This is a genomic window from Actinoplanes sp. CA-252034 (assembly GCF_050956125.1).
Classification (GTDB): Bacteria; Actinomycetota; Actinomycetes; order Mycobacteriales; family Micromonosporaceae; genus Actinoplanes.
In genome coordinates, this window is record NZ_CP191846.1 from 8,165,781 (window position 1) to 8,190,974 (window position 25,194).

General features: G+C 71.7%; 23 protein-coding genes and 1 pseudogene. 5 read left to right on the forward strand and 19 right to left on the reverse strand.

Annotated elements, in window-relative coordinates:
* Positions 1-17: 17 nt before the first annotated feature.
* The 7 genes from ACQPZW_RS37030 to ACQPZW_RS37060 all read right to left on the reverse strand — a co-directional run bounded on the left by ACQPZW_RS37030 (position 18) and on the right by ACQPZW_RS37060 (position 7,525).
* Positions 18-173: a hypothetical protein gene (locus ACQPZW_RS37030; RefSeq protein WP_433790656.1), complete on the reverse strand. Its 156-nt coding sequence runs from the start codon at positions 171-173 to the stop codon at positions 18-20.
* A 142-nt stretch (positions 174-315) separates the two neighbouring features.
* Entirely contained in the window at positions 316-1,554 is a 1,239-nt protein-coding gene (locus ACQPZW_RS37035; RefSeq protein ID WP_433790657.1) for an alkaline phosphatase, read from the reverse strand.
* Between the two features lie 98 nt (positions 1,555-1,652).
* On the reverse strand, positions 1,653-2,810 hold the full coding sequence (locus ACQPZW_RS37040; protein ID WP_433790658.1) for an ATP-binding protein: 1,158 nt from the start codon (positions 2,808-2,810) through the stop codon (positions 1,653-1,655).
* On the reverse strand, positions 2,765-4,687 hold the full coding sequence (locus ACQPZW_RS37045; protein ID WP_433790659.1) for a hypothetical protein: 1,923 nt from the start codon (positions 4,685-4,687) through the stop codon (positions 2,765-2,767). The genes ACQPZW_RS37040 and ACQPZW_RS37045 overlap by 46 nt, the downstream gene beginning before the upstream one ends.
* The gene (locus tag ACQPZW_RS37050; RefSeq protein ID WP_433790660.1) at positions 4,684-5,403 is read right to left on the reverse strand and encodes a hypothetical protein; all 720 of its coding nucleotides are present in this window, start codon (positions 5,401-5,403) and stop codon (positions 4,684-4,686) included. The genes ACQPZW_RS37045 and ACQPZW_RS37050 overlap by 4 nt, the downstream gene beginning before the upstream one ends.
* 308 nt (positions 5,404-5,711) lie before the next feature.
* A complete protein-coding gene (locus tag ACQPZW_RS37055; RefSeq protein WP_433790661.1) occupies positions 5,712-6,854 on the reverse strand; it encodes a hypothetical protein in 1,143 nt (380 codons plus the stop codon).
* 98 nt (positions 6,855-6,952) lie between these two features.
* On the reverse strand, positions 6,953-7,525 hold the full coding sequence (locus ACQPZW_RS37060) for a hypothetical protein (protein ID WP_433790662.1): 573 nt from the start codon (positions 7,523-7,525) through the stop codon (positions 6,953-6,955).
* A 950-nt stretch (positions 7,526-8,475) separates the two neighbouring features.
* On the opposite strand from ACQPZW_RS37060, the gene ACQPZW_RS37065 reads away from it, so the two are divergent.
* Together ACQPZW_RS37065 and ACQPZW_RS37070 are read left to right on the forward strand one after the other, a co-directional pair.
* A complete protein-coding gene (locus ACQPZW_RS37065) occupies positions 8,476-10,080 on the forward strand; it encodes an SWIM zinc finger family protein (RefSeq protein ID WP_433790663.1) in 1,605 nt (534 codons plus the stop codon).
* Positions 10,081-10,119: 39 nt separating this feature from the next.
* Entirely contained in the window at positions 10,120-10,635 is a 516-nt protein-coding gene (locus ACQPZW_RS37070; protein ID WP_433790664.1) for a hypothetical protein, read from the forward strand.
* A 63-nt stretch (positions 10,636-10,698) separates the two neighbouring features.
* Here the strand turns inward: ACQPZW_RS37070 and ACQPZW_RS37075 are convergent, their stop codons facing one another.
* Positions 10,699-11,658, reverse strand: a complete 960-nt coding sequence (locus ACQPZW_RS37075) for an LCP family protein (protein WP_433797732.1) — start codon at positions 11,656-11,658, stop codon at positions 10,699-10,701.
* 253 nt (positions 11,659-11,911) lie between these two features.
* On the opposite strand from ACQPZW_RS37075, the gene ACQPZW_RS37080 reads away from it, so the two are divergent.
* Complete coding sequence (locus tag ACQPZW_RS37080) at positions 11,912-12,304, forward strand: hypothetical protein (RefSeq protein ID WP_433790665.1); 393 nt, start codon at positions 11,912-11,914, stop codon at positions 12,302-12,304.
* 37 nt (positions 12,305-12,341) lie between these two features.
* On the opposite strand, the gene ACQPZW_RS37085 is transcribed toward ACQPZW_RS37080, so the two are convergent.
* The 11 genes and pseudogenes from ACQPZW_RS37085 to ACQPZW_RS37135 all read right to left on the reverse strand — a co-directional run bounded on the left by ACQPZW_RS37085 (position 12,342) and on the right by ACQPZW_RS37135 (position 23,522).
* Positions 12,342-12,617: a cytochrome P450 gene (locus ACQPZW_RS37085; RefSeq protein WP_433790666.1), complete on the reverse strand. Its 276-nt coding sequence runs from the start codon at positions 12,615-12,617 to the stop codon at positions 12,342-12,344.
* A 176-nt stretch (positions 12,618-12,793) separates the two neighbouring features.
* Positions 12,794-13,543, reverse strand: a pseudogene (locus tag ACQPZW_RS37090) (hypothetical protein); the annotation flags it as partial.
* 112 nt (positions 13,544-13,655) lie between these two features.
* A complete protein-coding gene (eccCb, locus tag ACQPZW_RS37095) occupies positions 13,656-17,243 on the reverse strand; it encodes a type VII secretion protein EccCb (RefSeq protein WP_433790667.1) in 3,588 nt (1,195 codons plus the stop codon).
* Between the two features lie 130 nt (positions 17,244-17,373).
* Complete coding sequence (locus ACQPZW_RS37100) at positions 17,374-17,496, reverse strand: hypothetical protein (RefSeq protein WP_433790668.1); 123 nt, start codon at positions 17,494-17,496, stop codon at positions 17,374-17,376.
* A 185-nt stretch (positions 17,497-17,681) separates the two neighbouring features.
* A complete protein-coding gene (locus ACQPZW_RS37105; protein WP_433790669.1) occupies positions 17,682-18,038 on the reverse strand; it encodes a PRC-barrel domain-containing protein in 357 nt (118 codons plus the stop codon).
* 40 nt (positions 18,039-18,078) lie between these two features.
* Positions 18,079-18,843, reverse strand: coding sequence for a cutinase family protein (locus tag ACQPZW_RS37110; RefSeq protein ID WP_433790670.1), 765 nt, complete (start codon positions 18,841-18,843; stop codon positions 18,079-18,081).
* Positions 18,844-18,948: 105 nt separating this feature from the next.
* The gene (locus ACQPZW_RS37115; protein WP_433790671.1) at positions 18,949-19,725 is read right to left on the reverse strand and encodes an amino acid ABC transporter ATP-binding protein; all 777 of its coding nucleotides are present in this window, start codon (positions 19,723-19,725) and stop codon (positions 18,949-18,951) included.
* Position 19,726: 1 nt separating this feature from the next.
* Positions 19,727-20,521, reverse strand: coding sequence for an amino acid ABC transporter permease (locus ACQPZW_RS37120; protein ID WP_433790672.1), 795 nt, complete (start codon positions 20,519-20,521; stop codon positions 19,727-19,729).
* Positions 20,518-21,330, reverse strand: a complete 813-nt coding sequence (locus ACQPZW_RS37125; protein ID WP_433790673.1) for a basic amino acid ABC transporter substrate-binding protein — start codon at positions 21,328-21,330, stop codon at positions 20,518-20,520. The genes ACQPZW_RS37120 and ACQPZW_RS37125 overlap by 4 nt, the downstream gene beginning before the upstream one ends.
* A 55-nt stretch (positions 21,331-21,385) precedes the next feature.
* On the reverse strand, positions 21,386-22,336 hold the full coding sequence (locus ACQPZW_RS37130; RefSeq protein ID WP_433790674.1) for an NAD(P)-dependent alcohol dehydrogenase: 951 nt from the start codon (positions 22,334-22,336) through the stop codon (positions 21,386-21,388).
* Positions 22,337-22,424: 88 nt separating this feature from the next.
* Positions 22,425-23,522, reverse strand: coding sequence for a neprosin family prolyl endopeptidase (locus ACQPZW_RS37135; RefSeq protein ID WP_433790675.1), 1,098 nt, complete (start codon positions 23,520-23,522; stop codon positions 22,425-22,427).
* A 337-nt stretch (positions 23,523-23,859) separates the two neighbouring features.
* Between ACQPZW_RS37135 and ACQPZW_RS37140 the strand changes: the two genes are divergently transcribed.
* Positions 23,860-24,105, forward strand: coding sequence for a hypothetical protein (locus ACQPZW_RS37140; RefSeq protein ID WP_433790676.1), 246 nt, complete (start codon positions 23,860-23,862; stop codon positions 24,103-24,105).
* A 69-nt stretch (positions 24,106-24,174) separates the two neighbouring features.
* Positions 24,175-25,194 (forward strand): GDSL-type esterase/lipase family protein, encoded by a 1,020-nt coding sequence (locus ACQPZW_RS37145; RefSeq protein WP_433790677.1) that lies wholly within the window; start codon positions 24,175-24,177, stop codon positions 25,192-25,194.

Consider the following 25,194-nt stretch of genomic DNA (forward strand, 5'->3'; position numbering starts at 1 on the left):
GACGGCGGATTCACGATCTAGTCGGGGGCCTCGCCCTCGTCGGAGCCCGCACTGTCCGGTTCGACCCGGTTGTCGGCCGGCACCTCGATGTCGGGCGCCTCGACCTGGTCACCGGGCGGATCGGGCCGCTCGGCACTGAGGGGTGGGCGGATGTCGCTGCCGTCTGTCGTCATGGTCTTTCGGGTTCCCGCACAGCGCCGTCCTACGCCTGCCCACCGGTCGGTGGCGGGTCTGCGGTGATCGGACGCCCGCCCATCGACGTGTCCCTTCCCATGGGGTCCCGGCATGGCGGAGCACCCGGTGGGACGGCCCGGTTCAGCCGGTCAGGATCGGGGCGAGGACCTCGTGGACGTACGTGTTGGGATGCTTGCCGGCGAACTTGGAGGCGAGCGCGCCGTACGCGGTGACCGGCACGTCCTGCGCGGTGTGGCCGCCAGTCGTCCACTTCATGGCGAAGCGGAGTCTCGTGCCCTTGACCGGGAACGGGCCGTCCTCGCCGGCGACGCCGGTGGGGTCGGCGACGGCCAGGCCACCGGTCTCGTGGTCGCCGGTGACGACGACGAGGGTGCCCGGGTGCGCGTCGGCGAAGGCCTTCGCGACCGCGACGGCCCGCTCCAGCTCACCCATCGCCTGCAGGACGCGGCGGCCGTTGTTGGCGTGCGCGAACTCGTCGACGGCCTCCTCCTCGACCAGCAGGAGGAATCCGTCCGGATCGGTGGACAGGGTGGCGAGGGCCTTCTCCGTCATGGTGGCCAGGCCGACGGCCGGCGTGTAGACGTCGCCCTTGCCCTCACTGCGCTGCTGGAACATCTCCTCGTTGGCGAACAGGCCGAGCAGCCTGCCGGGACCGGCCGCCGCGAGCTGGGTGGCGGTGGAGACGTACTGGTAGCCGTTCTTGCGGGCTTTCGCGATCAGATCGCCCTTGGTGCCGACGCTGAACTCGGCCGGATCGGCGGCGGGCCGGTCGGGGTGCACGCCCGGCCTGCCCTTGGGCAGCCACCAGTCCTCGCCGCCGCCGAGGATCACGTCCGGCTTCGACACGTCCAGGTACTGCCGGGCGATGTCGTCCTGGGCGTCGCGGTCGACGGCGTTGGCGAAGAACGCGGCCGGGGTCGCGTCGGTGACCTGCGCGGTGGTGACCAGCCCGGTCGCCTTGCCGGCCTTCTTCGCCTGTGCGCCCAGCGTCGGCAGCGCCTTGCCGTCGGTGTCGACGCTGACCCCGCCGTTGTAGGTGCGCCGGCCGGTGGCCCAGGCGCTGGCCCCGGCAGCCGAGTCGGTGACGATCGAGGCCGGGTCGGCCGGGCTGGTGCTGAGCCGGCCGGAGTACGGGAACCGGTCCATGACGAGGCTGCCACCCGGCCCGGCGAGGAACAGCCGGCCCGCCTCGCGATGGGCGGCGGCCATGCCGTCACCGTTGATGAAGATGACGTTGCGAGCGGCCGGGGCGGCCGCGGCGACGGTCGTCCGGGCCCGGACCTCATCGACGGCCGGAGGCCTTCTCACCAGATACAGACCGGCGAGGACGAGCACACCCACGATCAGCGGTACGGCCATTTTGCGCACGATGATGACGGTACGCCCGGCTGCTGTGCGTCAGGGCCGGGCTCGGCGGAGTACCTCCTCGGTGGTGAGGGCGCTGGACGGATGGTGGGTCAGGCACAGGGGGTGGAGATCTTCCGGAACGGGCGGCCCTCGGTGACGGCGTAGAACTGGCCGGTCCGCAGGCGGGAGATGTCCAGGACGGCGCTGCCCTTGGCCTGTGCCACCTCCCTGGCCGCGGCGATCTGGGCGGGACTGTTCAGGAACCCGAAGAACTGGGTGGCCGCGTTGCCGACGATGCGGTTGTGGATGCCCTTGGGCGCCTGGGTGGCGAAGATCAGGCCCAATCCGTACTTGCGGGCCTGCCCGGCCAGCGCCAGGGTGCTCTCGGTGCAGGCGGTCTGCGCGCCGGACGGGGCGAACGTCTGCGCCTCGTCCATCACGAACAGGCCGCCGAGCGGGCGGTCCCCGGCCGGGTGGCGCTTGATCCAGGAGAAGAGCGCCATCTGCAGCTGGTTGACGAAGCTCTGCCGCTGCTCCTCGCTGTTGAGCCCGATCAGGTTGATCACCGAGACCCGCGCCCGGCGCCCGTCCGCCGGGGTGAGCAGGACACCCGGGTCCAGGGGGGTGCCGGCGCCCTCCAGGAGCGGGTCGTTGACCATCGCGGCTTTCAGTGTCTCGGCCATCTCGGCGGCCAGCTCACGGGCCCGGCCCAGGGTGGTGGCCTCGTCGGGCAGGTCGGTGAGCAGGTCGACGAAGTCTGCGAGGCCGCGTCCGCCCGTACGCCCGAAATGCTCCAAGGCCTTGCGCAGGACCGCCCGGCCGCGGTCGGCCTTGGCGGTGCCGGACGCCATCCGGGCGCGCGGGGCGAGCGTGGCGACGGCCGCGTCCAGGGCCAGGGCGAACTCGTCGGGCTCGTCGAGGACGGCGGCGAAGTCGGGCAGCGGCTGAAGGATCAGTGGGCGACCGGACTCGCGGCGCGGGGTCCAGACGACCACGTCGGTGCCGTCCAGGTAGGCGCGGGCGCGGGCCGCGTCGTCGCCGGTCCACGACTCGGGCGGCTGCGGCCAGGCGTCGCCGAGGCGGGCCAGGTCGTTGTTGGGGTCCAGGACGATCGCCGAGACGCCGTGCAGGGCGCACTCCTCGACGAGCCGCCGGATCAGGACGGTCTTGCCGGAGCCGGAGCCCGCGAAGATGACGGTGTGCTTGCGCAGCGACTCCAGGGTCAGCTCGACCGCAGCGCCGGACTCGGTGACCACGCCGGCCCGCACCGACGGCACCCCCGCCGGCGTCCCGGCGGCGACGGGCGGGACGGCGACAGACGAGACGACGGCAGGGGGACGACGGCGGACGGGACGGCCGCGGACGAGTCTGCGGGTTCGCCGAGGACGGCGCGGAACAGGGTGGTACGCCCGGCCGGGTGATCGGCGCGCAGGAGGTCGGGCAGGACGGGGTCGTTCTCCTCCAGCAGGACGGCCAGGGCGGCGAAGGTGCGCAGATCGTCCGGGTCGACGGTGGTGATGACGCCGCCGAGGTCGAGGAACTCCGTGCGCATGCGGGAGCTGACCGGCCCCGTCGGCCAGTCGCCGTTGCGGAGCAGGATCGCGCGCCGCTTGCTGACCGCGGGGTCGAGCCCGGCGAGGCTGCGCAACCGGGCCAGCCGGGCCTGGACGGCACGCGCGTTGGGGTGGGCCAGCCCGCGGAAGTACCAGTGGGCCTCGTCCTCGATCTCCGAGTCGAGGGTCTCGCAGAGCCGGGCGTGCGCCGACGGGTTGCCCTGCTCGACCGGCTGTACGGTGAACCGGCCGCCGCCCCGCTCGACGGCCCACGCCCGCAACCCGGCCTCCAGCAGCCGGGACATCACCGCGTCCTCGGTCGCCGGGTCCAGCGCGGCCGTCACGTCGGCTGCCTCGCGGAGCTGCCGCAGGCGGGCCGCCAGACGGGACAGCTGCTCCTCTGCGGCCGGGCGCGGCGGCGGCGCCTCGCTCTCCCGGTGCGCCGCGAGGTCGGCGAGCGGAACGACCTCGTCGCGGGCCAGGCAGTAGCGGACGTGCTCGTCGGCGCGTTCGATCAACTGCCGTGGCGTGTGGTCCGGCGCGCTGTCGAACGCCTCCGGCAGGATCGGCCAGGTGAGGTGGGGCGGCTTGAACTCGGCCGCCTCGAAGAGCGGCGCGAACCGGGCCGCGATCAGCCGCTCCCCCACCTCGGCGGACGGCAGCCGCCGCAGGCGGCTCTCCTGACGGAAACGGCCACCGGGGGCGCCGTGCCTGATCCGCTGCCAGGAGGTCGGGAGGCAGGCGACCACGGTCACCGTCCGGAACAGCTTCTCCCGCAGGTCCATCAATCCGTGGCCGAGGTCGGCGGCGATCGACGCGGTACGGCCGGGGTCGCTCTGCGCGAAGATGACGTCGATCTGGTCGACCGCCAGCATGCTCGGGCCGGTGAGGGCGAGCAGCCGGGAGATCTCCACCGCCACGTCCTGTTCGGACTTGCCGACCCGGGGCAGGCCCCACTGCTCGGCGTCGGCGGGGGCCGGCTCGGCCAGCGACAGCAGCCAGGACTCCCCCACGTCGGCGACGTCGGGATCGGTCGCGGCCAGCAGCACCAGGGCCCGCAGCGTGAACCGGCAGTCCCGGCCGGCCTCGGGGTCGGCGATCCGGACCCCGTTCACGAACGCGTCGAGGGCGGCCGGGGCGAGTGGCGCCTGCCCGCGGATCTGCCGGCGCAGCGCGCTCGGGATCTCGGCGCGTTCGCTGAGGCGCTCCAGGAACATGGCGAGCTGGGTGTGCCGGTAGTAGCCGGAGCGGCGCAGCCCGCGCAGCAGGGTGTGCACGATGTTCGGCCAGAACGTGCGGCCGTCCGCGATGCCCATCAGGAAGAAGTAGCCCTCACGCTGCTGGACCTTCTCCCGTGCCCAGCGCAGCAGGTGGGTCTTGCCGGAGCCGTGCTGGCCCTCGACGACCAGGCCCAGGGGGCTACCGGTGCGTCGCGCCTCGGCCTCCTCGAAGGCGTTCAGCACGGCCGCGCCGGCCGCCCCGTTCAGCTCGTCGAGGTGGACGTCGAGGTCGGTCCACACGTCCTCGGGGGTGGGGGCCCAGTCCAGGCGCCGCAACTCGGTCAGCGCGCGCCGCTGGTCCTGCTCGATCACGGGCGGCCGATCGTGATCAGGTGCTTGGCCTCGCCGCCGATGAGGATCGCCGCGTCGTGGGCCTCCCTGGTCAGCTGCCGGCGGGCCGGGTCAGGGTCGAGGTGGATCTCCCGGCGGCGGTCCAGGTCGGTCAGGGCGCGGTCCTGGTCGGTGCGGTCGACGCCGGTCAGGCGCTGCCGGATCGCCGCCAGGCCGACCAGGTCGCCGGGAGCCTCGGCCAGCTCGTGGTAGGCGCTGCGGATCCGGTCCTCGACGGAGCCGCCGCCCCGGTCGTCACTTCCCGCACTGCCCGCGTTGCCCGCGTTGCCGGCACTGCCCGCGTTGCCGGCACTGCCGGCGGGCCGGGGGTCGGCGGACGGGCCCGGGTCGGGCCCGGCGAACACGTCGGCGAGCTGTTGGTCGGTGCGGTCCAGGTGGGCGGCCAGGTGGCGCAGGGTGGCGTAGTGCAGGAGCCAGGCGCCGGCGACCCGGTCCGGTGGGGGCGAGCGGAACTCGGTGCGGGCGTGCGCCCACCCCAGGTCGGTCAGTTCGTAGAAGATCGCATTTCGTGGGCCCTTTCCGAAAACGATCAGTTTGGCGGCGGCGAGTTCCGCACGGGCCGATTTCGTGATCTCGATCCGGTAAGCCTTGCGGAGCTCGGGATTCGACACCCGCTCCGCGCGCACCAGCAGAGCGATGAGGGCCTGACGAGCAGAGGTGCTGAGTTCAGCGGCCATGAATGCGATCTCCGAATGATCATTCAACGAACGGTACGCCGCATGCATCATTACCGGATTCGATGAGATGACCATCATTCCACGGATGTCCGCTATCCGATTCACACGCACGCCGGTAAGTCCATTGACACCCGCCGAACGACCAGACGATCCCGGCCACGGTGGGGCGTGGGCGCTCTCGCGTGCGAGAGCGCCCACGCCGGCACCACCGCATTCAGCCCGGCGGTCGCGTCGCGGCCTGGCGAGTCGACTGCGTCGCGGTGTAGCTCACGGTTCTCCGGCTGACCCGTACCGCATATCGGTCTTTCTCAGCACCAGGTCAGGGTGGAGTTGTTGCGGGTGACGTTGCTGACGGTGTTGTTGCTGCCCGTGCAGGGGCTCCAGCGGATGTTGGTGTTGCTGACCGTCAGGTTCTGGAACCGGATCCCGGTCGACGGCGGGAACTCGGTACGGGCCGAGATGCGGATCTCGCCGCCGCCGCTGACCGTGCCGGAGACGCCCGCCACCACGACGTTGTAGCAGTTCTCGACCAGGATCGAGTTGTTGCCGGTGTTGGCGATGTCGACGCGGTCGATGGTGGCGCCGCCGCTCTCCGAGACGCAGAAGACACCACGGCCGCCACCCCGGGCCTTGACCGTGCCGACCTTGATGTTGTTGGGGTAGGAACTGCCGACCCGGCCGTTGCGGTTGGCCATCCGGAACGCCGCGTAACCGGTGCCGGCGCCCGCGTTGTCGGCGTCGACGGTGCCGACGGTCGCGTTGATCGTCTGGTTGAGCAGCAGGCCGGACTCGCCGACGTTCCGGGCGGTGACGGTGCCGATGGTGATGCCGTCGACGCCGTAGGTCTCCATCGCGTGCGAGCCGGCGCCCTGCACGTAGACGCTGTCGACGCGGACGTTGCGGGTCCACTGGCTGGTGTCGCCACGGTTGTCGATGCGGACGCCGAGGCCGCCGCTCAGCCGCATGTCGATCTGACCGAGCCACACGTTGGTGACGTTGCGCATGAAGATGCCGTAGATCGGCGCGCCGGTGACATTGAGGTACGGCACCTCGATGTTGCTGACGCCACGGGCGTAGATCGGCGCGTAGTCACCGCTGCCGGAGCCGGTCACGTTGATCGTGCCGCACACCGAGAGTGACGTGTAACCGGCGAGGGAGATGCGGCTCCCGGCGGACATGGTGCCGTTGCCGCGGACGACGACGCGCTGCATCGAGGTGCGGCCGGCGGTGAGGCTGCCGATGCCGGCCTGGACGGCGGTGCGGAAGTCGGTGCCGGTGTAGACGGCGGAGCCCGCGGCGTTGCGGGCGGTCCACGTGCTGCCACTGACCGTCACCTGCGACTGGAAGGTGCCGTCGCCGCAGGCCGCGGCAGACGCTTGTGGGAGGCCGACGGCGGTGCCGGCCACGGTGAGGAGCGCGATGAACGCGATCCGGAGAGAGCGGGATCTCATGGGGATTCCTTCACGGTTCACATCGGGGCATGTGAGCGTTGACGGGGGATCCCAGGAGTGTCCGCACCTTCCTTAAGACTGTCAAGTTTGTCGATGCGTTACGGCAGGAACACCTGATCAGCCGTGATGATCGAGCGATTCTTGATCTCGAAACGCAGCAACGTCCCCGGCTCCAGTCGTTCCAGCTCCGCCTTTTTCAACTCGCCCAGGTCGATCACCCGGATCGTGGCGCCGGGCGCGAACGTCGCGGTGCGCAGCTTCGGGTTGTCGTTCCGGATGTAGTAGCCCACGCACCAGTCGCTGTCGGCCGGTTTCTCGCCGTCGTCGGCACACGCCTTCACGGCCGCCTTGCCGACGAAATACTCGACCAGGTCGTACGTCAACACGCGGGTGGCCGGATCGATCTTCTTGATGATGGCGTGCTGCTGGCCGTCGACGGGTGCCGCCGTCGCCGCGGCCGTTGCGGTGGGCTGGGCCGGTGTGGTCGCCTGCGCCGGGTCGGCCGTCGCGGTGGGCTGGGCCGCTGTGGTCGCCTGCGCCGGGTCGGCCGTCGCAGTCGTGGCTGCAGTCGTCGCCGGGGCCGACGACGGAGCGGACGCGGTGGTGCCGCCCTGGTCGCCGCAGGCGGTCGGCAGGAGAAGAAACGGGACGAGGGCGAGGAGCCGGCGCATGCCGGTAACGTAACGGACCGCAACCGCCCGCTACCTCACCCTCCAGGCCACACTCGCCCGGCCGGACCGAGGACCGGATCGCCGACGTGCGAGTGCCACCAGATCAGCGTCGATGCACGTCCTGTCACACCCGATCAGCGGTTCGGGCGGGCACAGCGCCCTCCACAGGTATGAGGTCGCCGGACGCCGTTCACGCCGCGATTCGAGGACCGGTCATCAGCACATCCCCGCCCAGCCGCGGGACGATGACGGGCGCACACGGACACTGATCGTGCGACCACACCCACGCCCCCACGACGACCAGCGCACACGAAACCCTGATCGTGGGCTTTCATCACCGCCAGGACGACGACCAGCGCACACGTAACCGTTACGTGTGCGCCCACCCCCGTGCGCGGCCACGGGTCGCGACCGCCCCCGCACGTGACCACGGGCCGAGACCACCCCCGCGCGTGACGACGGGTCGCGACCGCCCCCGCACGTGCCCACGGGCCGCGACCACCCCCGCGCGTGCCCACACAGAAGGATCAACGAGGGGCGTCGCGGATGACGGGCACGGCTGAGCCGGTATCCCCGACGCCGGCGGCCCCAGAGGCGGACCTCTCGGGAGCCGCAGAACCGTGATTCCGAATGGTCTCCAGGGTGCTGCCGGAGCCGGGGGTCTGGCGGCATGCCCGGCCGCGGATCGGGTGGGCGGGTCGTCGACGCTGGTTCCCTGTCGCCGTCGCACCCGATCAGCGATTCGGGTGGGCACAGTGCCTTTCGCCGGGGCGTCCGGTGCACTCGGCGCGGGCACTGGGCTCGGGTCACCGCCCGCGGAGGGGGCGGCGAGAACGCCCGGGACCCGGCGGCGGGTGCACCGGTCGGCCCGGCACAGACCCTGGCCCGGAGGCTCTCTGATTCTGGAGACCGCCTGAGCCGCCGACGTGTGTCGCTGGTTCGATGTGGTGATGACCTGGTTCACGGACGCGGACCTGCGGCGCCTCGCCGGCTCGAAGTCGTACGAGCGGGGCGTCGACTACGTCAGCGCGGTCGGCACCGTCGACGAACTGCCGGACGGGGTGGTCGCCACCGTCGAGGGCACCGAGTCCTATGTGGTCCGGCTGATCAACCGGCGCGGGCTGCGGGGCGAGTGCTCCTGCCCGTACGGCGAGGACGGCAACTTCTGCAAGCACTGCGTCGCCGTCGGGTTGTCGCTGCTGGCCACCGAACCAGCGCGGCAGAGCCCGCAGGCCGGCTTCGATCTGCGCGCCCATCTGGAGTCGGAGGACGGTCCGGCGCTGGTGGAGCTTCTGCTGGAACTGGCGGCCGACGATCCGGCGCTGTACCGGCGGCTGTCGCTGCGCGCGGCCACACGGGGCCGGCCGGACGTGAAGGAGTTGCGCCGTCTCGTCGGCGGCTTGCGCGCACGCGGGTTCCTGCCGTACGGGCGCGGGTTCGCGTATGCGCGAAAGGCCCGCGAGGTGATCGACGCCCTGGACTCGGTGGCCACGGCGCATCCCGCACAGATCGGGCCGCTGTATCTGACGGCGATCCACAACATCGCGAAGACCATCGAGCAGGCCGACGACTCCTCCGGCAGCATCGGGGACGCCCTCGACCAGGCGGTGGCCGGCTATGCGGCCGCCTGCCGGGCGGCGCCACCCGATCCGGTGAAACTCGCCTCCTGGATGATCGACGTCCAGGTGAACGGTCCGGGCTGGCCGGAGCTGTCGATCGCCGACTTCGCCGACGCCCTCGGGGCGCGGGGGCTGACCGCCTACCGCGACCTGCTGGCCACCACACCCGACGACAACGGCCTGACCATTCGTCAGCTGCGCGAGGACTATCTCAAGGTCATCGCACGCGACACCGACGCGCTGGTGGCCCTCTACGCCGAGGATCTGCCGCAGGCCTATCGGTATGTGCAGATCGGCGCCGCGTTGCGGGCGGCGGGGCGGAAGGCGGAGGCGATCTCGTGGCTGCGGCGCGGGCTGACCGAAGCCGATCACCCGGACGTACGGATCGACGAGATGCTGGCCGAGGTGCTCACCGAGACGGAGGCGTTCGCCGAGGCGGCCGGCGTGCGATGGAGCCTCTTCGTCCGGTCGCCCCGTCCGCAGAGCCACCGGAGGCTGCTGGACGCGGCCGAGCGCGCCGGCACGCTCACCGAGACGGCCGACCGAGCCGAGGTGTTCCTGCACGAGCGTGCCGCGGCGGGTGGCTACGCGGCCGACGCGCTGGTGGAGATCCTGCGTGCCTCCGGCGACGCCGACGGCGCGTGGACGGCCGCCGTGAAACACAGTTGCGGTCCGGGCCTGATGTGGCAGCTTGCCCTGGACCGCGCCGAGACCCATCCGGGGGAGACGATTCCCGCCTTCCGGCGGCAGGTGGAGCTGGAGATCGACAAGAGGACCAGGCAGGGGTACGTCGAAGCCGCGCGCCTGTTGACCGAGCTGAGGGCACTGCACGACCGGGCGGGAAGTGCCGACTTCACCGACTACCTGGCCACGTTGCGTCACACCCACCGCAACAAGCCGACCCTGATGGCAGTCCTCGGCAGCGCCGGCCTGTGATCGGCTGATCCCGTTGACCGGCGGGGCTACCGTTTCGCCATGGCTTCCGTCTCCTATCAGCGTGCCGTCGCGATCGCGGCGATGCAGGCCGCACTCAGCACCGCCTGGATCGCCGCGCGGGAACTCCCACCGGCCAAGCGCCGCCTTGCCCGGTTCGGCACCGCCGTCGCCGTGACCACGATCGGCTGGGTCACCTCACCGAAGGAGCCCGAACCGGACGAGTTCGAGTCGAACGGCTCCGCACCGCAGGAGATCGTCGTCGGCGACCGGCCGTTCCCGGTGTCCGAGCCGCAGCCGGTGTCCGGTGACGACGAGCCGGCGACGCCGTTCGACAAGCGCAAGGCCGTGGTCGGCGCGGCACTGCTCGGCCTCACCGTGGCGACCGTCGTGGGGCGGCGCCAACTGGAGAAACGCTGGCTGGCACGGCTCACCCGCAACGGCCACCCGCATCCGACGCGGGCCCTCGCGGTGCGGATCGGCACGCTGGAGTTCGCCGGTCAGCTCGCGCTGCAGGTCGCCGAAGCCCACCGCGCCGCAGCGAAGTCCGGCAGCTGACCCGTCGCTCCCCGGCTTCGCGGAGCCCGGCCCGTCAGTCCCCGGCTTCGCGAAGTGACCCCGTCACTCCGCGGCGGCTTTCAGGATGTCGGGGACCGAGTCGCGCTTGACGGCGGCGTACAACTCCTTGGCCTTCTCCTCGTCGGGGAAGACGACGCTCTCGTCGCCCACCTTGCCGGTGCCGACGGTGGGGTTGGTCAGGAAGGAGAGGTCGCCGCCGCGCAGGCCGCTCATCTCGGTGGCGGTGTCGAGGATGGACAGGGTCTTGTCCACCGAGACCGCGTCGGCGGTCGCCTCGATCAGGTCGGTGAGCAGGCCCGGGTTCGTGAGGGTGCCGGCGGACACGGCCTTGTTCAGCACGGCTTTGATCACCTGCTGCTGGTGGCGGATCCGGGCGAAGTCGCCGTCGGCGAACTGCTTGCGCTGGCGGGCGTAGTCGAGGGCGGTCGCGCCGTCCATCTCCTGCACACCAAGCTCGTATCTACGGTACGGCTCGTGGATCGAGGTGAACTCCTGCTGCACGTCGATCTCGACGCCGCCGACCGCGTCGACGATCTGCTGGAACCCGGCGAAGTCGATGATCGCCACGTTGTCGATGCGGACGCCGGTGTACTTCTCGACCGTCTGCACGACCAGCGGGACGCCGCCCCAGGCGTACGCCGCGTTGATCTTCGCCTCCCGGCCGCCGTGCTTGCCGTCCTTGCTCCTGGGCACCTCGACCCACGTGTCGCGCGGGATCGAGATGAGCTGCGCGCTGGACCGGTCGGCGGGCAGGTGGGCGACGATCAGGGTGTCGCTGCGGGAGCCGCCGGTGTTCTCCGGGTCGCGGGAGTCACTGCCGAGCAGCAGGATGTTGCGGGCCTCGGAGGCCTCCTTCTGCGGGCGCTCCTGCTCGGGAACCCCGTCGAAGGCGTCGACGCGCTCGATGCCCTTCTCGACCGACCGGAGGTAGAAGCCGCCGGCGACAGCGCCGCCGGCACCGAGCAGCACGAGCGCCAGCAGGGCGATCAGGACATACCGCATCCGACGGCTCGGCTTCTTGTGCTTGCCCGGCTGCGGCTCCAGCTCCGGGCTCTGCTCCCGGCTCTGCTCCGGTCTCTGCTCCGGCAGCGGGATCTTCTCGGTCTCCGCGTCGAGGTGGGGCGGGTTTGACATGGCGAGGATCATACGAGCGACCCTCATGTCCACCTAGCCGCTGAAGCGCATATGCCCGAGCTCGGTAGTGGTTTGTGACGAACACGACCGGCAGATGATCAGGAAACGGACGGTGACGCCGGTGAGTGAGGCGATGCGGCACATCGAGGCGCTGGCCCGGCTCCTTCCCGACGCACAGCGCAGCGCGCACGCGTACGCCCGGCAGATCGATCTGTTCTCCGGGGCCGACGAGGTGGAGCGGGCGCATCCGAGCGGGCGGGCGTATGTGGCGGCGACCCGGATGGCACTGCTGCAGAGCGAGGTGGGTGAGGCGCTCCAGGAGATCCGGGACCGGGCGGTCGACCTGGATCCGGCAGCCCGGCGGCCGGACGACGCGCTGAGCCTGGAACTGGCCGACATCCTGATCCGCACCCTCGAGCTGTCCGAGTACCTGGGGGTCGACCTGGGCGCGGCCCTGGTCGCCAAGACCGCCGACACACTGCGCGGCTACCGGCATGGCGGGGTGCGGTTCTAGGGAGCGCTCGGACCCGGGGTCTACGTCTCTGCGGTCGTCAGGTGAGCAGGACCGGGAGAGCGGCCAGGCCCCGGGCCCGGAAAGACGGCCGCCACGGCAGGTCGGCGGCGGGGACGGCGAGCCGGAGAGCGGGGAAGCGGCGCAGCACGGTGCCGATGGCGATCTCCAGCTCGATGCGGGCCAGCGGCGCGGCCACGCAGTAGTGGATGCCGTGGCCGAAGCTGAGGTGGCCCGCGGCACGCCCGGGGCGGACCTCGCGGGGGCCGGTGAAGGCGTCCGGGTCGTGGTTGGCCGCCCCGGGCACCAGCAGCACGGTCTCCCCCGGGGCAGTACGGCGCCGGGCATCTCGACGTCCTCGGTCGGGAAGCGGCGCAGCAGCACGGTGGCGGGTGGTTCGTACCGCAGCAGTTCCTCGACGTCGAGGGGCAGGCCGGGATGCCGCAGCATGGTGAGGATGCCGGTGCCGATGGCGTGCACGGTGTTCTCGTATCCGGCGAGCAGCAGCAGGAAGGCCAGGGAGGTCAGCTCGTCCTCGCCGAGGCGGTCGCCGTCGTCGCGGGCGGCGATCAGCGCGGACAGCAGGTCGTCGGTGGGTGCGGCCCGTTTGGCGGCGATGAGCTGCTGCAGGTAGGTGTGGATGGCGCCGATCGCGCGGGCCGCCGCCGTCCGGTCGCCCGCCGGTGGGAGCAGCATCGTGTCGGTCCAGGACCGGAAGTCGTCACGGTCGGCCTCGGGGACGCCGAGCAGGTCGGAGATGACGGTGACCGGCAGAGGGCCCGCGTAGTCGCGGACCAGATCGACTTCATCACCGCCGGGCGTGTCGGGCACGTCGCGCCGCTCCACACAGGAGGTAGCGGCGGTGGCGGTGGGGGCGCGGAGGGCCAACCGGTCGAGCAGGGTGTCGGCGGTGTGCTGGATGAGCGGGCGCAGGCTCTCGACGCGGCGTGGGGTGAACGCCTGGGAGACCAGCCGCCGGATCCGGGTGTGGTGCGGTGGGTCCATGTTGAGCAGGTTGGCGTCGAGCGCGGGCGGCAGGGAGAAGCCGCGCCAGCTGCCGTCGCCGTTGGCCTTGTCGACCGACAGGCGCGGGTCGGCGAGCAGGGCGCGGACGTCGGCGTAGCGCGTGACCAGCCACACCGGGGATCCGTCGGGGAGCTCGGCGCGGCGGGGTGGTGCGTTCTCGGTGAGCCCTGCGAGGAGGTCGCCGGGGACTGTCACGGTCGGTGCCTCCCGGTGCATGAGAAGGGCCGGGCATCCACGGGGGAAGATGCCCGGCCTTTCACTGCAAATCGAACCACATGCATCGGCATTGCGCTACGGGAGGGGGCTACTTTGATCGGTTCCAGTCTCGCTATGCCGGGGTGCCCGGATCGCTCCAGGCCGTCTGGACCAGGGTGACGTCGTCGCTGCGGCGGACGAGGAAGCCGCGGCCCGGTGGTTGTGGGCCGGGTCGCACACTGCCGAAGAGGCGACCCTCCTCCCGGTCGCCGGACATGATCAGCGCGGGGACGGCCAGCTCGCGGAGGCGGTGCAGCAGCGGCTCGTACATGGCCCGGCCGGCGCCGCCGGAGCGTCGCGCGATGATCAGGTGCAGGCCGATGTCGTGGGCGTACGGCAGCAGTTCGGCCAGCCGGCCCAGCGGGTTGTGGCCGCCCGCGGTGACCAGGTCGTAGTCGTCGACCAGGATGTACAGCTCGGGGCCGGCCCACCAGCTGCGGTTGCGCAGCTGCTCGGCGGTGACGTCGGGACCGGGCAGCCGCCGGGACATGGCGGCGTGGATCGACTCGATGTTGTCGGCCAGGTGCTGGCTGGTCGTGGCGTGGACCAGCAGGTGCTCGCCTTCGACGGCGCCGCGCAGGCCACGGCGGTAGTCGACGAGCACGAGCCGGGCCTCGGACAGCGAGTGGGTCGCCACGACGGCCCGGGCGATCAGGCGCAGCAGGTTGGTCTTGCCGCATTCGCCGTCGCCGAAGATCACCAGGTGCCGGTCGGCGGCCGGGTCGAGCGAGACCGGCGTCAGGGTCGCCTCGTTCAGGCCGATCGGCAGGCCGGGGGCGCCGGCCAGGTCGGCCGCCGGGACCAGGGCGGGCAGCAGCCGGACGCGGGGTGCCGGATCGTCGGGCCAGGCGGCTTTGACCTGTCCGGCGAGGTCGGTGACGCCCTCGGCGATGTCGAACACGTCGGTCGATCCGTCGATGCGCGGCAGGGCGGTGAGGAAGTGCAGCCGGTCCGGGGTCAGGCCACGGCCCGGTGCGCCGGCGGGGACGTCGGCGGCGGCGCGGCGATCGATGACCGAGTCGGCCGGCTCACCGAGGTGCAGTTCGAGCCGGGCGCCGAACAGCGGCTGCATGGCCGCGCGGATATCGGCCCACCGGTTCGCGCTGATCACCACATGGACACCGAGTCCTGGACCGCGCAGGGCCATCTCGATGACGGCCTGCTCCAGCTCCTCGAAGTCGCGGCGCAACGTCGCCCAGCCGTCGATGACCAGGAAGACGTCACCGAAGGGATCGTCGGTCACCTCACCGGACGCCCGGCTGCGCCGGTAGGCGGCGATCGAGTCGATCCGTCTCGCGTCGCGATCCTCGATCAGTTGCGCCACCTCGGCGACGATGCGGCGCACGGTGTCGCCCTCGGTGCGGCCGGCGACGCCCGCCAGGTGTGGCAGCCCGTCGAGGCGATGCAGTCCCCCGCCGCCGAAGTCGAGGCAGAAGAACTGCACCTCGCGCGGGCTGTGGGTGAGGGCCAGGGCGCCGATCAGGGTACGCAGCAGGGTGCTCTTGCCGGACTGCGGACCGCCGGCGACGGCCAGGTTGCCGACCTCCAGGACGAACGGGTCACGGCGCTGGTCGAAGGGCCGGTCGACGACGCCGAGCGGAACGGTCAGCCGCCCGGCGCCCGGCCAGCCCTCGGCGACCAGGCCCCGGCCCTCGACGACGCGCAGGTCACCGAGCAGATCGCCGAGGCTGGACGGGTCGGTCAGCGGGGGCAGCCACACCTGGTGGGCGGGCCGCCCGTCCGCGGCGAGCCGGTCGACGATCAGAGCGGCGACGGTGCGCCGGTCGTGGTCGTCGCCGCCGGGGTGGTCACCGGAGACGTAGGCGGCGCGGAACGGCGTGGGCGGGCCGTCGCCGGCCCTCAGCAGGCCGGCACCCGGCAGGCGGGGCAGATCGTAGGCGTCGGGGACGCCCAGGGCGATCCGGCTCTCGACGGCCGAGAAGGTGCGCAGCGCGATCCGGTACGACAGGTCGGCGTCGAGGCCACGCAGGCTGCCCTCCTCCAGACGCTGCGTCGCCAGCAGCAGGTGTACGCCGAGCACCGCCCCGGTCCGGCCGATCTCGGTGAACAGGTCGACGAGGTCGGGCTTCTGCTCCAGCAGTTCGGTGAACTCGTCGCAGACCACCAGCAGCCGCGGCAGCGGGACACCGTCGTCGAGCGCCCTCTCCCGGCGGGCCAGCTCACCGGCGAGGCCGTCACGCAGGCGGGCGGCCGCGGCCGGCTCACCGGTGTGGCCCAGGACCGCGCTGATGTGCGGCAGCCTCTCGAAGACGGTGAAGGTGGCACTGCCCCGATGGTCGACCAGCACGAAGGTGAGGTCCTCGGGCCGGTGGGTCACGGCCAGGGCGGTGACGACGGTACGCAGCAGCTCGCTCTTGCCGGAGCCGGTGGCGCCGACGACGAGACCGTGCGGGCCCATGGTGTCCAGGTCGAGCTCCACGACGTCGCCGTCCGGGCCGAGGCCGAGGGGGATGCGCGGGCCGTGGTGGTGGCTGCGGACGGCCGCCGGGTCCAGGGTGGCCGGGTCGTCGAAGCCGAGCAGGTCGGACAGTTCGTTGCGCAGCACCGGCCGGGGCGGCTGCTCGGGCAGGGGCACGGCGGGCGCCTGGTCGAAGAGGTGCGGGGCGGGCACCGAGTCCGCGGCGGGCGACAGCGAGTCGTGCGCGCGCGGTAGCGAGTCGGCGGCGGGCGCCAACGTGTCATGCGCGAGCGGTAGCGAGTCGGCGGCGGGCGACAGCGAGTCGTGGGCCGGCGGCACCGCGTCGGTGGCCGGCGGCGACGGGTCGTCGGTGAGCGGCACGTCGGGGGCCGACGGCAGCCGGTCGGTGGCGGGCGGCAGCGCGTCGTGGACCGGCGGGGGCTGGTCGGTGACGGTCCCGGTGGGGTCGCCGAGACGGTTGAGGGCGATCTCCTGGGCCGTGCGCTCGGCCTGCATCGTGGTCAGGGTGTCGGGGCGGCCCAGCGAGGTGGGCCAGGGGCCCGTGTCGACGGTGAGGGACGACGGGGAGACGTCGAGTCGCAGCAGGGAGCGCGCGTCCTCGTACCACCTCGGATTCTGATCCTCGGTCGGCGGGCCGGAGAGCTCGACCACCGTCATGGTCTGCGGGATCTCGGCGGGCCGGTCGGCGCCGTCGAGGACGACCACCAGAGGGGTGGAGGCGTCGTGGAGAGCCTGATCGAGTTCGGTCATGGTGTCGAAGACGAGACGGCCGCCGGACGCGTCGGCGTGGGTGTGGGGCAGCCACAGCACCCAGTCCCAGCCGGCCCGGCGCTCGGGGGAGGCGACCACGGCCAGGCGCAGATCTTCGGGGGCGTGCAGGGTGGCGACCTGGGCGAGCAGGGCCCGGGCCAGGCCGGTCACCGGCTCCCGGTCGCCGCGCAGCAGCAGCCGGCGGAAGGCGGGCAGCCGGACCGCGACCGGCAGGCCCGGCAGCGGCCCGGTGGTGGCCGGCGCGGCCTCGGGAAGGACGAGGCCGGCCGGCAGCCGGTGGCCGTCGACGGCGATGCGGACCTCGGCGAAGTCGTCGTCGCCGGGCCGCCGCTCCCACATCCGCGGCGAGGCGGCGATCGACGCGAGCGCGTCCGGCTCCGGATGCCGCCACAGCAGGGCGGTCCGCTGCTGGGCGAGGAACCGCAGATGGTCCCGCGACTCGAGCAGCATCTCCGCACCCGGTGGCGGAGGCCCCGCCTGACGTGGCGGCCGTCGGAACACCTCAGCACTCACCCTGCGCCTCCCGCGAATCGACGCCCATCGTAAGTGCTGACCGGCGCGGCCGCCGGGTCGCATTGCGTCAGCCGCCGCTCACCGGGTGAAACGGCTTCGGGGCGGTACGCGGCGCCGCGCCGCGGGCGGTCGCCGAGGGGGCCGGGAGGTTGTCGAAGAGGGTGCGGCCGATCCGGGAGTGGGCCTGCACCGCGGGGTGGTGGTGCCGGGGAAGAACCGGTTCGGGTTGGCGACCGGCTCGACCCGCGTGTGCACGAACCCCTTGGCCGCGAGGATCTCGTTGATCTCCAGGGCCCGGACGACACGGCCGCACATCCGCGGCCGTGTCGTCCGACACGAGCAGCATCGCGGTGAGGAAGTCACATAGGAGGCGTCTCAGCGGCGTGCGAGCCGCCGAGCGCCGGAGAGTCCCGCCTGGTACGGCAGTCCGTAGTGGGCGAAGACCCCCGGCTCGTCGGTGGCCGCCAGCTCGCCGTCGAGGTCGATGCCGGGCGCGGCGCCGACCAGCTTCTTGTCGTAGCGCACACGGACCGCCTTGGGGCTCACGGTCGCGCCGGCCAGGGGGACGAAGACGAGCCGGTGCCGGCCGATGAAGCCGACCCGTACGGTGGCGAAGGCCGGTTCGTCGTCGACGGTGTCGACGTAGACGGCCTCGAGGTCGCCGATCTTGTCGCCGTCGGGGTCGACGACGTTCTCACCGCGCCAGTCACGCAGGTTCTCCGCTGGGAACATGGGTGGGGAGTGCCCGGTGAGAAACGCCGGAAACCCACTGTCAGCTACCGGTGATCCGCCCGGCGGCGAACTCGGCGCCCTGCTGGACCGTGCCGTTGCGCGGGTAGGCAAGGTGGGCCGCGAAGTTGTTGCCGCCGCCGCAGACCGGGTCGCCGTTGTTGCAGAACTCCTTGGCCTTCGGGCCGAACTCGGCGCTGCTGCCGGCGATGGTGCGCCGCTGCAGGCCCAGTGGGTTGCCGAAGACCACCACGGCCGACACCCGGTCGGTCAGATCGGCGTCGATCGCCTCGCCCGCGGTGCCGGCGCCGCGGATGCCCATCGCGATGTCGGTGACGCTGGCGCCCTGGGAGTAGCCGCCGATCACGAACTGCGTGTCCGGGCACGCGGCGGCGACCGACGCGATGTGCTGGCTCATGTTGGTGGCGCCGGGGCCGGCGCTGCGCTGGTTGGACGCCGCCGCGTAGACGACGGCGAACGAGCTGACCGTCCGGCCGGGCAGCTCGGAGGCGAGTGCCTGGGCCAGGGGGCGCCCGACGATGCCGAGGCCCTGCGGTTCGCCGGTGCCGCGGGCGAAGACGAGCTGCACGTCGGTGCAGTCGCCGGCACCCGCGTTGTTGCCGGCGCCCGCGTTGTTGCCGGCGCCCGCGTTGTTGCCGGCGCCCGCGTTGTTGCGGGAGCCGAAGAACCCGAATCGGCCGAAGCCCGGGTTGGTGGCGGCGAACGCCTGGGGCGTCACCACCGCCCCGGCGACGACGACCGCCGCACTGATGCCGAACAGCACGACACGCCTACTCTTTGTAGCCATCTGCCTCACCCTTTCCGCCATGGGTATGCGGTGGGGGGTACGGCGAGGGCTGGGAGAGAGGCTCAACGGCCGCCGCTTCGCGCGACGGCCGTCTCAGGTTGCCCGTCACTCCTTGCGTTCGGCGCCGATCTCGTTCTCACTGACGCGGGCCGGTTCGAGCACCCGGTGCAGGAACGTGCGGGTGCGCTCCTCGCGGGGCGAGCCGAACACCTCGGCCGGCGGCCCCTGCTCGACGATCACGCCGCCGTCCATGAACACGACCCGGTGGGCGACCTCGCGGGCGAACGCCATCTCGTGCGTGACGACGAGCATGGTCATGCCCTCGGCGGCCAGCCCGCGCATCACGGCGAGCACCTCACCGACGAGCTCCGGGTCGAGGGCGCTGGTCGGCTCGTCGAAGAGCATCAGCTGCGGGTCCATGGCCAGGGCGCGGGCGATGGCGACTCGCTGCTGCTGCCCGCCGGAGAGCTGCGCCGGGTACGCGTCGGCCTTGTCGAGCAGACCGACGCGGGTCAGGTTGGCGGTGGCTATGCGGGCGGCGTCGGCGCGGCTGCGCTTGAGGACCCGCCGCTGGGCGATCGTCACGTTCTCCCGCACGGTCAGGTGGCCGAACAGGTTGAACTGCTGGAACACCATGCCGATACCGCGGCGTACGGCGTCGATGTCGCAGTCCGGGTCGGTGACCTCGGTCCCGGCGACCCGGATCGAGCCGGACGTCGGCTCCTCCAGCAGGTTCACGCAGCGCAGCAGCGTCGACTTGCCCGAGCCGGAGGGCCCGATGACGCAGACCACCTCGCCCGGCTCGACGGCCAGGTCGATGCCGCGCAGCACCTCCAGGGCGCCGAACGACTTGTGCAGGCCGCTGATCTCGATGGCCGGCATGTCACCTCTCCCTTCCGGCGCGGCGCTCCAGCCCGCGGACCAGCTGCGACAGGGGCAGGGTGATCACCAGGTAGAGCAGTCCGGCGACCACCAGCGGGGTCGGGTTGACCCGCGTGTTGAGGCTGTCGCCGGCGAACTTGGTCAGCTCGATCGTCGTCGACGTGACGCCCAGCACGTACACCAGGGAGGTGTCCTTGGTCAGTAGGATGATCTCGTTGGTGAGCGGCGGGATCACGATCCGGAACGCCTGCGGCAGGATGATCGAGATCATCGCGCGCGGGTGTGACATGCCGAGGGTGCGGGCGGCCTCCAGCTGTCCCTTCGGGACGGCCTGGATGCCGGCGCGGATGGTCTCGGCCATGTAGGCGGCGGCGGTCAGGCCGAGGCCGACGGTCACCGACCCGTAGACGCCACCGGGGATCTCGCGGTCCGGAAACGCCAGGGGTACGCCGTACCCGACCATGAAGAGCACGAGCAGGGCCGGCAGTCCCCGGAACAGCTCGATGTAGGCGGTCGCGAACCAGCGGTACGGCAGGATCGACGACAGGCGCATCAGCGCGAGCAGCAGCCCGAGCGTCAGGCCGAACACGAAGGCCAGCAGGGTGTAGACGATCGTGTTGCGCAACGCCACCGTGATCGCCTCGGGGAACATGCTCCCGGCGACGTCGCGCCGGAGGAACGCCTCGGACAGGCGCCCCCAGTCGGCGGCGGCGGCCACGGCGACGATCGCCGCGGTGAACAGGACGTAGCCGGCGACACGGAAGATCTGCCGCCGGCGCCGTGGACTCAGGCTCATGTGGCGGGCTTGTCCCCGATCCAGGTGGCGTAGAGCTTGTCGTACGTACCGTCGGACTTGGCGGCGCCGATGGCCTCGTTGACCGCCTTGAGCAGCGCCGAGTTGCCCTTCTTGACGGCGAAGCCGTACTGCTCGCCGGTGTCGAAGCCGGCGGCGACGGCGACCTTGCCGGGGTTGGCCTTGATGTACTCGTTCCACACCGGCAGGTCGTTGACGGCCGCCTCGACCTGGTTGGTGGCCAGCGCCTGCTGCAGCGCCGCCAGGTCCTTGAAGGAGACCACCTCGATGTCGAGCTTCTTCTCGGCGACCTGGGCCTTGATGTAGTCCTCGCCGGTGGTGCCGCCCTGCACGCCGAGGCGCTTGCCGACGAGCTCCTCGAGGGTCTTGACCGGCTTGCCGGCGACCACGGCGAGCGCCTGGGTGGCGTCGAAGTAGGGGTCGGAGAAGTCGAGGACCTTCTTGCGCTCGTCGGTGATCGTCATGCCGGCCGCGGCGACGTCACACTTGCCGGAGTTGAGGTCGGCGCCGGACTTGATGCCCTCGAACGGCGTGTCCACGATCTCCTGGGTGACGCCGAGCTTGGTGGCGACCAGGTCGATCAGCGCGACGTCGAAACCGACCACCTTGCCGGCCGTGTCCTTGGACTGGAACGGCGCATACGGCAGGTGGGTGCAGGTGGTCAGCGCCCCGGTCTTGATCAGTGGCACACCGGTCGCGGTGGTGCCGCCGGTGTCCTCCTTGGCGCAGCCGGCGATGGCCAGCGTCATGGCGGCCGCGAGCAGCGCCGCCTTTCGAGTGCGTCCCAGCATGTCTTGTCTCCCCGGCCATTCCCTATCGGACGACAAGAGAATAGTTCACTGTGCTTCACTTCTCCGGTCGCGGGATGATCACGACCTTGCCGAGGGCGCGGCCCGTGCCGACATGCTCCAGCGCCTCGGGCACCTGATCGAGGGTGAAGGTGCGGTCGATGTGGACGGCCAGGTCACCGGCCACACACCGGTCGGCGACGGGGGTGAAGTGCGCCGGGCCCGCCTTGACCGCCAGCACACCGAGGCGGCGGCCGGTGAGCCGGCCCAGGGCCAGCACGCGCAGCAGAGTCCGCGTCGATCCGCCGACACAGCGATAACGGCCGCCGGGGGCCACCGCCCGGCGGTAGGCGAGGACGGAGCGATGGGCGACGAGATCGAGGATCAGATCGTACGGTCCGGTACGGGTGAAGTCGTCGCGCCGGTAGTCGATCACGTGGTCCGCGCCGGCCGTGCGCATGAAGTCGAGCTTGTCGCCGTTGTCGACGCCGGTCACCTCGGCGCCGGCGTGCTTGGCGATCTGGATCGCGAAGGCCCCGGACCCGCCGCCCGCGCCGTTGATCAGGACACGCTGCCCGGGCCGGGCGCCGGCCACGCCCTGCAGTGCGATCGCTCCGGCCTGCGGGATCGTGGACGCCTCGGCGAACCCGAGTTCCGGCGGCTTGTGGGCGAGCACGTGCTCGGGGGCGACGGCGTACTCGGCGAAACCGCCTTTGCGGGCGAGGTTGTCGCCGTAGACCTCGTCGCCGCGCCGGAAGCGGGTGACGCCGGGACCGGTCGCCTCCACTCGTCCGGCGATGTCCGAGCCGAGGACCGGGCGGGCCGGGGAGCGCAGGCCGCCGATCCGGGAGTAGAGGGGGGAGCCGCGCAGGGTCTCCCAGTCGCTGAGGTTGATCGAGGTGGCGGCGACCCGGATCAGCACCTGGCCGGCGGCGGGCGCCGGGGTGGGGAGCTCCTCGAGTCGCAGCACCGTGGGTGGCCCGTACCGATCGTGGACGACGGCTCTCACCCACCCGAACGTAGCAAGCCTGCGCCCGGGGTGGCCGGCCCCCGATGCCCGCTCCCGGATCGGAGCGGGCATCGGTCCTCCGGCCGGGTCAGCAGGCGCCGTCACCGCCGTAGCGGAAGGTCCGGCCGCTCAGTTTGGCGACGTCGTAGTAGGGGCTGGTGCTGCGGACGTACAGGTCGACGGCGGGGCCGTTGATGTAGCTGACGCTGCCGATGCGGGCCGACGAGCTGTTCGAGGAGCCGTTCATGCCGTTTCCCATGTCGGTGCAGGGCAGCAGGCTGATGCCGGCCACCTCGCCGAAGGCCTGGATCATGCCGCTCTGGGTGAAGTTGCCGCTCCACAGCGAGCCCGGGAAGTAGCCGACCCACTCGGTGTCGTAGGCGATCCACCACGCGCCGTCGTAGTACTGGATGCCGAGCCGCTTGGTCGCGTTCTGCGGGAGCGTGTCACCGGGGCTGATGTTCGCGCTGTACTGGACGAAGCCGCAGCCGTTGTAGCAGGCGGGCACGCCGTTGACCCAGTGGTAGACGAACAGGTGGGGATCGGAGTCGCCGTTGACCAGCCGGTCGACGTTCCACCCGACCTCGACGATCTGGTTTCCGCTGCTGGACTGCACGGCCAGCTCGGCGAGGGAGTGGAAGTCGGTGAGGGCGAGGCTGGGCTTGCTGATGGTGAAGTTGGCATAGGCGCCGTCAGTAACCGCGGCCTGGGAACCGACGTTGTAGTGGAAAAGGACGGTCTGATTCGCCTGGTTGGCCTGCTTCGCCTGGTTCACCGCCGGCGGCTTGGGAGGGACGATCTCGGTCGACGTCGACCCCAGGACGCCGGTGCGGGAGGAGCGCCCTTTCGGGGCGTACTCGCCGAGGCCCTCTCCGGTCTCGTCCTCGGGCGCGGCCGCGTCCAGGCCGGCCGACCCGAGCTCCTGGCTGCTGGCCCCGTCGGAGCCGGTGTCGAGGTCGGTCGGCGCCTGCCCCCAGGGCAGCGTCGGTGGTGGGCTGAGCTCGGGCTCCTCGGACTCCTCCGGCGCGGGGGGCTCGGCGGGCGGCGCTGAGGACTCGACACTGACGCTGGGCGCCGGGTCCGGAACCTCCTCCGCTCCGGCGCTCATCGTGGAGGCGAGCCCTATGGAGCCGGCCACTACGGCGACCAGTGCGGCGGCGAACGGTGCTCGACGTGAATTCGACACTTGTCAGTCCTCGGTCTTTCGTCGGAAGCCGGAATCATGTCTCGGCGGCGCGGGTCACCGTATAGCGCTCGAGCGGCGCTCAGGAATAGCCCAGGAAGCCTTCGTCGGTGGATTATCCGAATGGGCTAGTACGAACCGTGGAGGAGTCTCGTAGAAAGCCCCGGACCCAGCTTCACCTGCGACGATGAGAATTATTCGGATCTGTTGTGACATCGCAGGCCACGACGCACAGATCCACTTCCGGTTGCCCCTTCCGAGCGATTACTGAAAGAGCCAAAACGGCTTACGGTTCTTTCCAGTCTTCTCATTGAACCGTCGACGGAAGGTAGCCGTACCCATGAGGATCGCCTCTGTTTCCCTGACCCGCCGGCCGCTGTTCGTGATCACCGCGGCGCTGCGCTGGATGCGCCGCCGGCGAAAAGCGGCGCCCGCGCCGGCACAGCCCGCGCCCCCGCCGTCACCGGCCGGGCCGGTCACCATCCCGGCACGGGCGCCGTCGAAGGCCGCGTACCTGGCTAATTCCGCCGCGCACCGCCTGTCCACGCGGCCGTCGCCGGCGCGCCGGGCACCCGTCATGCATTGATTGACATCGATAGGCGCGCAGGTGACGATACGACCCTGACTGGGAGCGCTCCCGGCGAGAGGGGTCGTCATGCGAGGTCGTCTGCGCGCAGCCGCGCTGATCGTCGCGGCAGTCGTCGGCGGCGCGCTCGCCGCGACGGCACCCGCCCGGGCCGCGGCCGGTGACGGCACCCCGGGCGATCCCCACATCGACTTCGTCGGGCGCTGGAACACCACGAACGCCTCGGCCTACGTGCCGTACTGGGCCGGGGCGTACCTGCGGACCGGCTTCACCGGGCGCACCGTCAAGCTGAGGCAGCGCAACACCGTCGACCTGTGGGCCTCGATCGACGGCGGCCCGTTCACCGCCTTCAAGGGCTCCGGCACGATCAACCTGACGCCCACGGCACTCGCCGCGGGCAACCACACCCTGATCGTCAGCTACCGGCAGGTGGCCGGCTCGTACACCGGCGACGCCGTCTTCCAGGGCCTGACCCTCGACGCCGGCGCGGCCACCGTCAAGGCGCCCGCCCGCAGCAGGCTGATCGAGTTCATCGGCGACTCGATCACCGCCGGGACGACGAGCAGCCGACTGGCGGTCACCGGTTACGGCTTCAGGACCGGCGAACGGCTCGGCCACCACCACACCCAGATCGCGATCGGCGGCATGTGCCTGTCCGAGACGGCCGACGGGTGCTGGGCGCACGAGACCCGCTACTGGATGGCCAGCGGCGGCCAGGCCGGCACCACCGCCTGGGACTTCAAGCGCTACACCGCCGACGCCGTGGTGATCAACCTGGGCACCAACGACCGCAGCCACGGCGTGACCGGCCCGAGCTTCCAGGCCGACTACACCGCCTTCCTCACCCGGATCCGCTCGACCTTCCCGAACGCCAAGATCTTCGCCCTGCGCACGTTCATCGGCCGGTACGCCGCCGAGACGCAGGCGTCGGTGCAGGCCCGCAACAGCGCCGGGGACACCGCGGTGTACTACGTGGACACCACCGGCTGGCTGCCCTCCGACGGCCTCAGCGACTCGGTGCACCCCAACGACAAGGGCCACCAGGCGATCACCGACCGCCTCGCCCCGGTGATCAGCGCGCGCCTGTAG

Excerpts from the sequence above, each read along its gene's own strand:
- ACQPZW_RS37030 (WP_433790656.1), bottom strand. The coding sequence starts at position 173 with ATGACGACAGACGGCAGCGACATCCGCCCACCCCTCAGTGCCGAGCGG.
- ACQPZW_RS37035 (WP_433790657.1), bottom strand. The coding sequence starts at position 1,554 with ATGGCCGTACCGCTGATCGTGGGTGTGCTCGTCCTCGCCGGTCTGTAT.
- ACQPZW_RS37050 (WP_433790660.1), bottom strand. The coding sequence starts at position 5,403 with ATGGCCGCTGAACTCAGCACCTCTGCTCGTCAGGCCCTCATCGCTCTG.
- ACQPZW_RS37055 (WP_433790661.1), bottom strand. The coding sequence starts at position 6,854 with ATGAGATCCCGCTCTCTCCGGATCGCGTTCATCGCGCTCCTCACCGTG.
- ACQPZW_RS37060 (WP_433790662.1), bottom strand. The coding sequence starts at position 7,525 with ATGCGCCGGCTCCTCGCCCTCGTCCCGTTTCTTCTCCTGCCGACCGCC.
- ACQPZW_RS37065 (WP_433790663.1), top strand. The coding sequence starts at position 8,476 with ATGACCTGGTTCACGGACGCGGACCTGCGGCGCCTCGCCGGCTCGAAG.
- ACQPZW_RS37070 (WP_433790664.1), top strand. The coding sequence starts at position 10,120 with ATGGCTTCCGTCTCCTATCAGCGTGCCGTCGCGATCGCGGCGATGCAG.
- ACQPZW_RS37075 (WP_433797732.1), bottom strand. The coding sequence starts at position 11,658 with ATGCGGTATGTCCTGATCGCCCTGCTGGCGCTCGTGCTGCTCGGTGCC.
- eccCb (WP_433790667.1), bottom strand. The coding sequence starts at position 17,243 with ATGCTGCTCGAGTCGCGGGACCATCTGCGGTTCCTCGCCCAGCAGCGG.
- ACQPZW_RS37105 (WP_433790669.1), bottom strand. The coding sequence starts at position 18,038 with ATGTTCCCAGCGGAGAACCTGCGTGACTGGCGCGGTGAGAACGTCGTC.
- ACQPZW_RS37110 (WP_433790670.1), bottom strand. The coding sequence starts at position 18,843 with ATGGCTACAAAGAGTAGGCGTGTCGTGCTGTTCGGCATCAGTGCGGCG.
- ACQPZW_RS37115 (WP_433790671.1), bottom strand. The coding sequence starts at position 19,725 with ATGCCGGCCATCGAGATCAGCGGCCTGCACAAGTCGTTCGGCGCCCTG.
- ACQPZW_RS37120 (WP_433790672.1), bottom strand. The coding sequence starts at position 20,521 with ATGAGCCTGAGTCCACGGCGCCGGCGGCAGATCTTCCGTGTCGCCGGC.
- ACQPZW_RS37125 (WP_433790673.1), bottom strand. The coding sequence starts at position 21,330 with ATGCTGGGACGCACTCGAAAGGCGGCGCTGCTCGCGGCCGCCATGACG.
- ACQPZW_RS37140 (WP_433790676.1), top strand. The coding sequence starts at position 23,860 with ATGAGGATCGCCTCTGTTTCCCTGACCCGCCGGCCGCTGTTCGTGATC.
- ACQPZW_RS37145 (WP_433790677.1), top strand. The coding sequence starts at position 24,175 with ATGCGAGGTCGTCTGCGCGCAGCCGCGCTGATCGTCGCGGCAGTCGTC.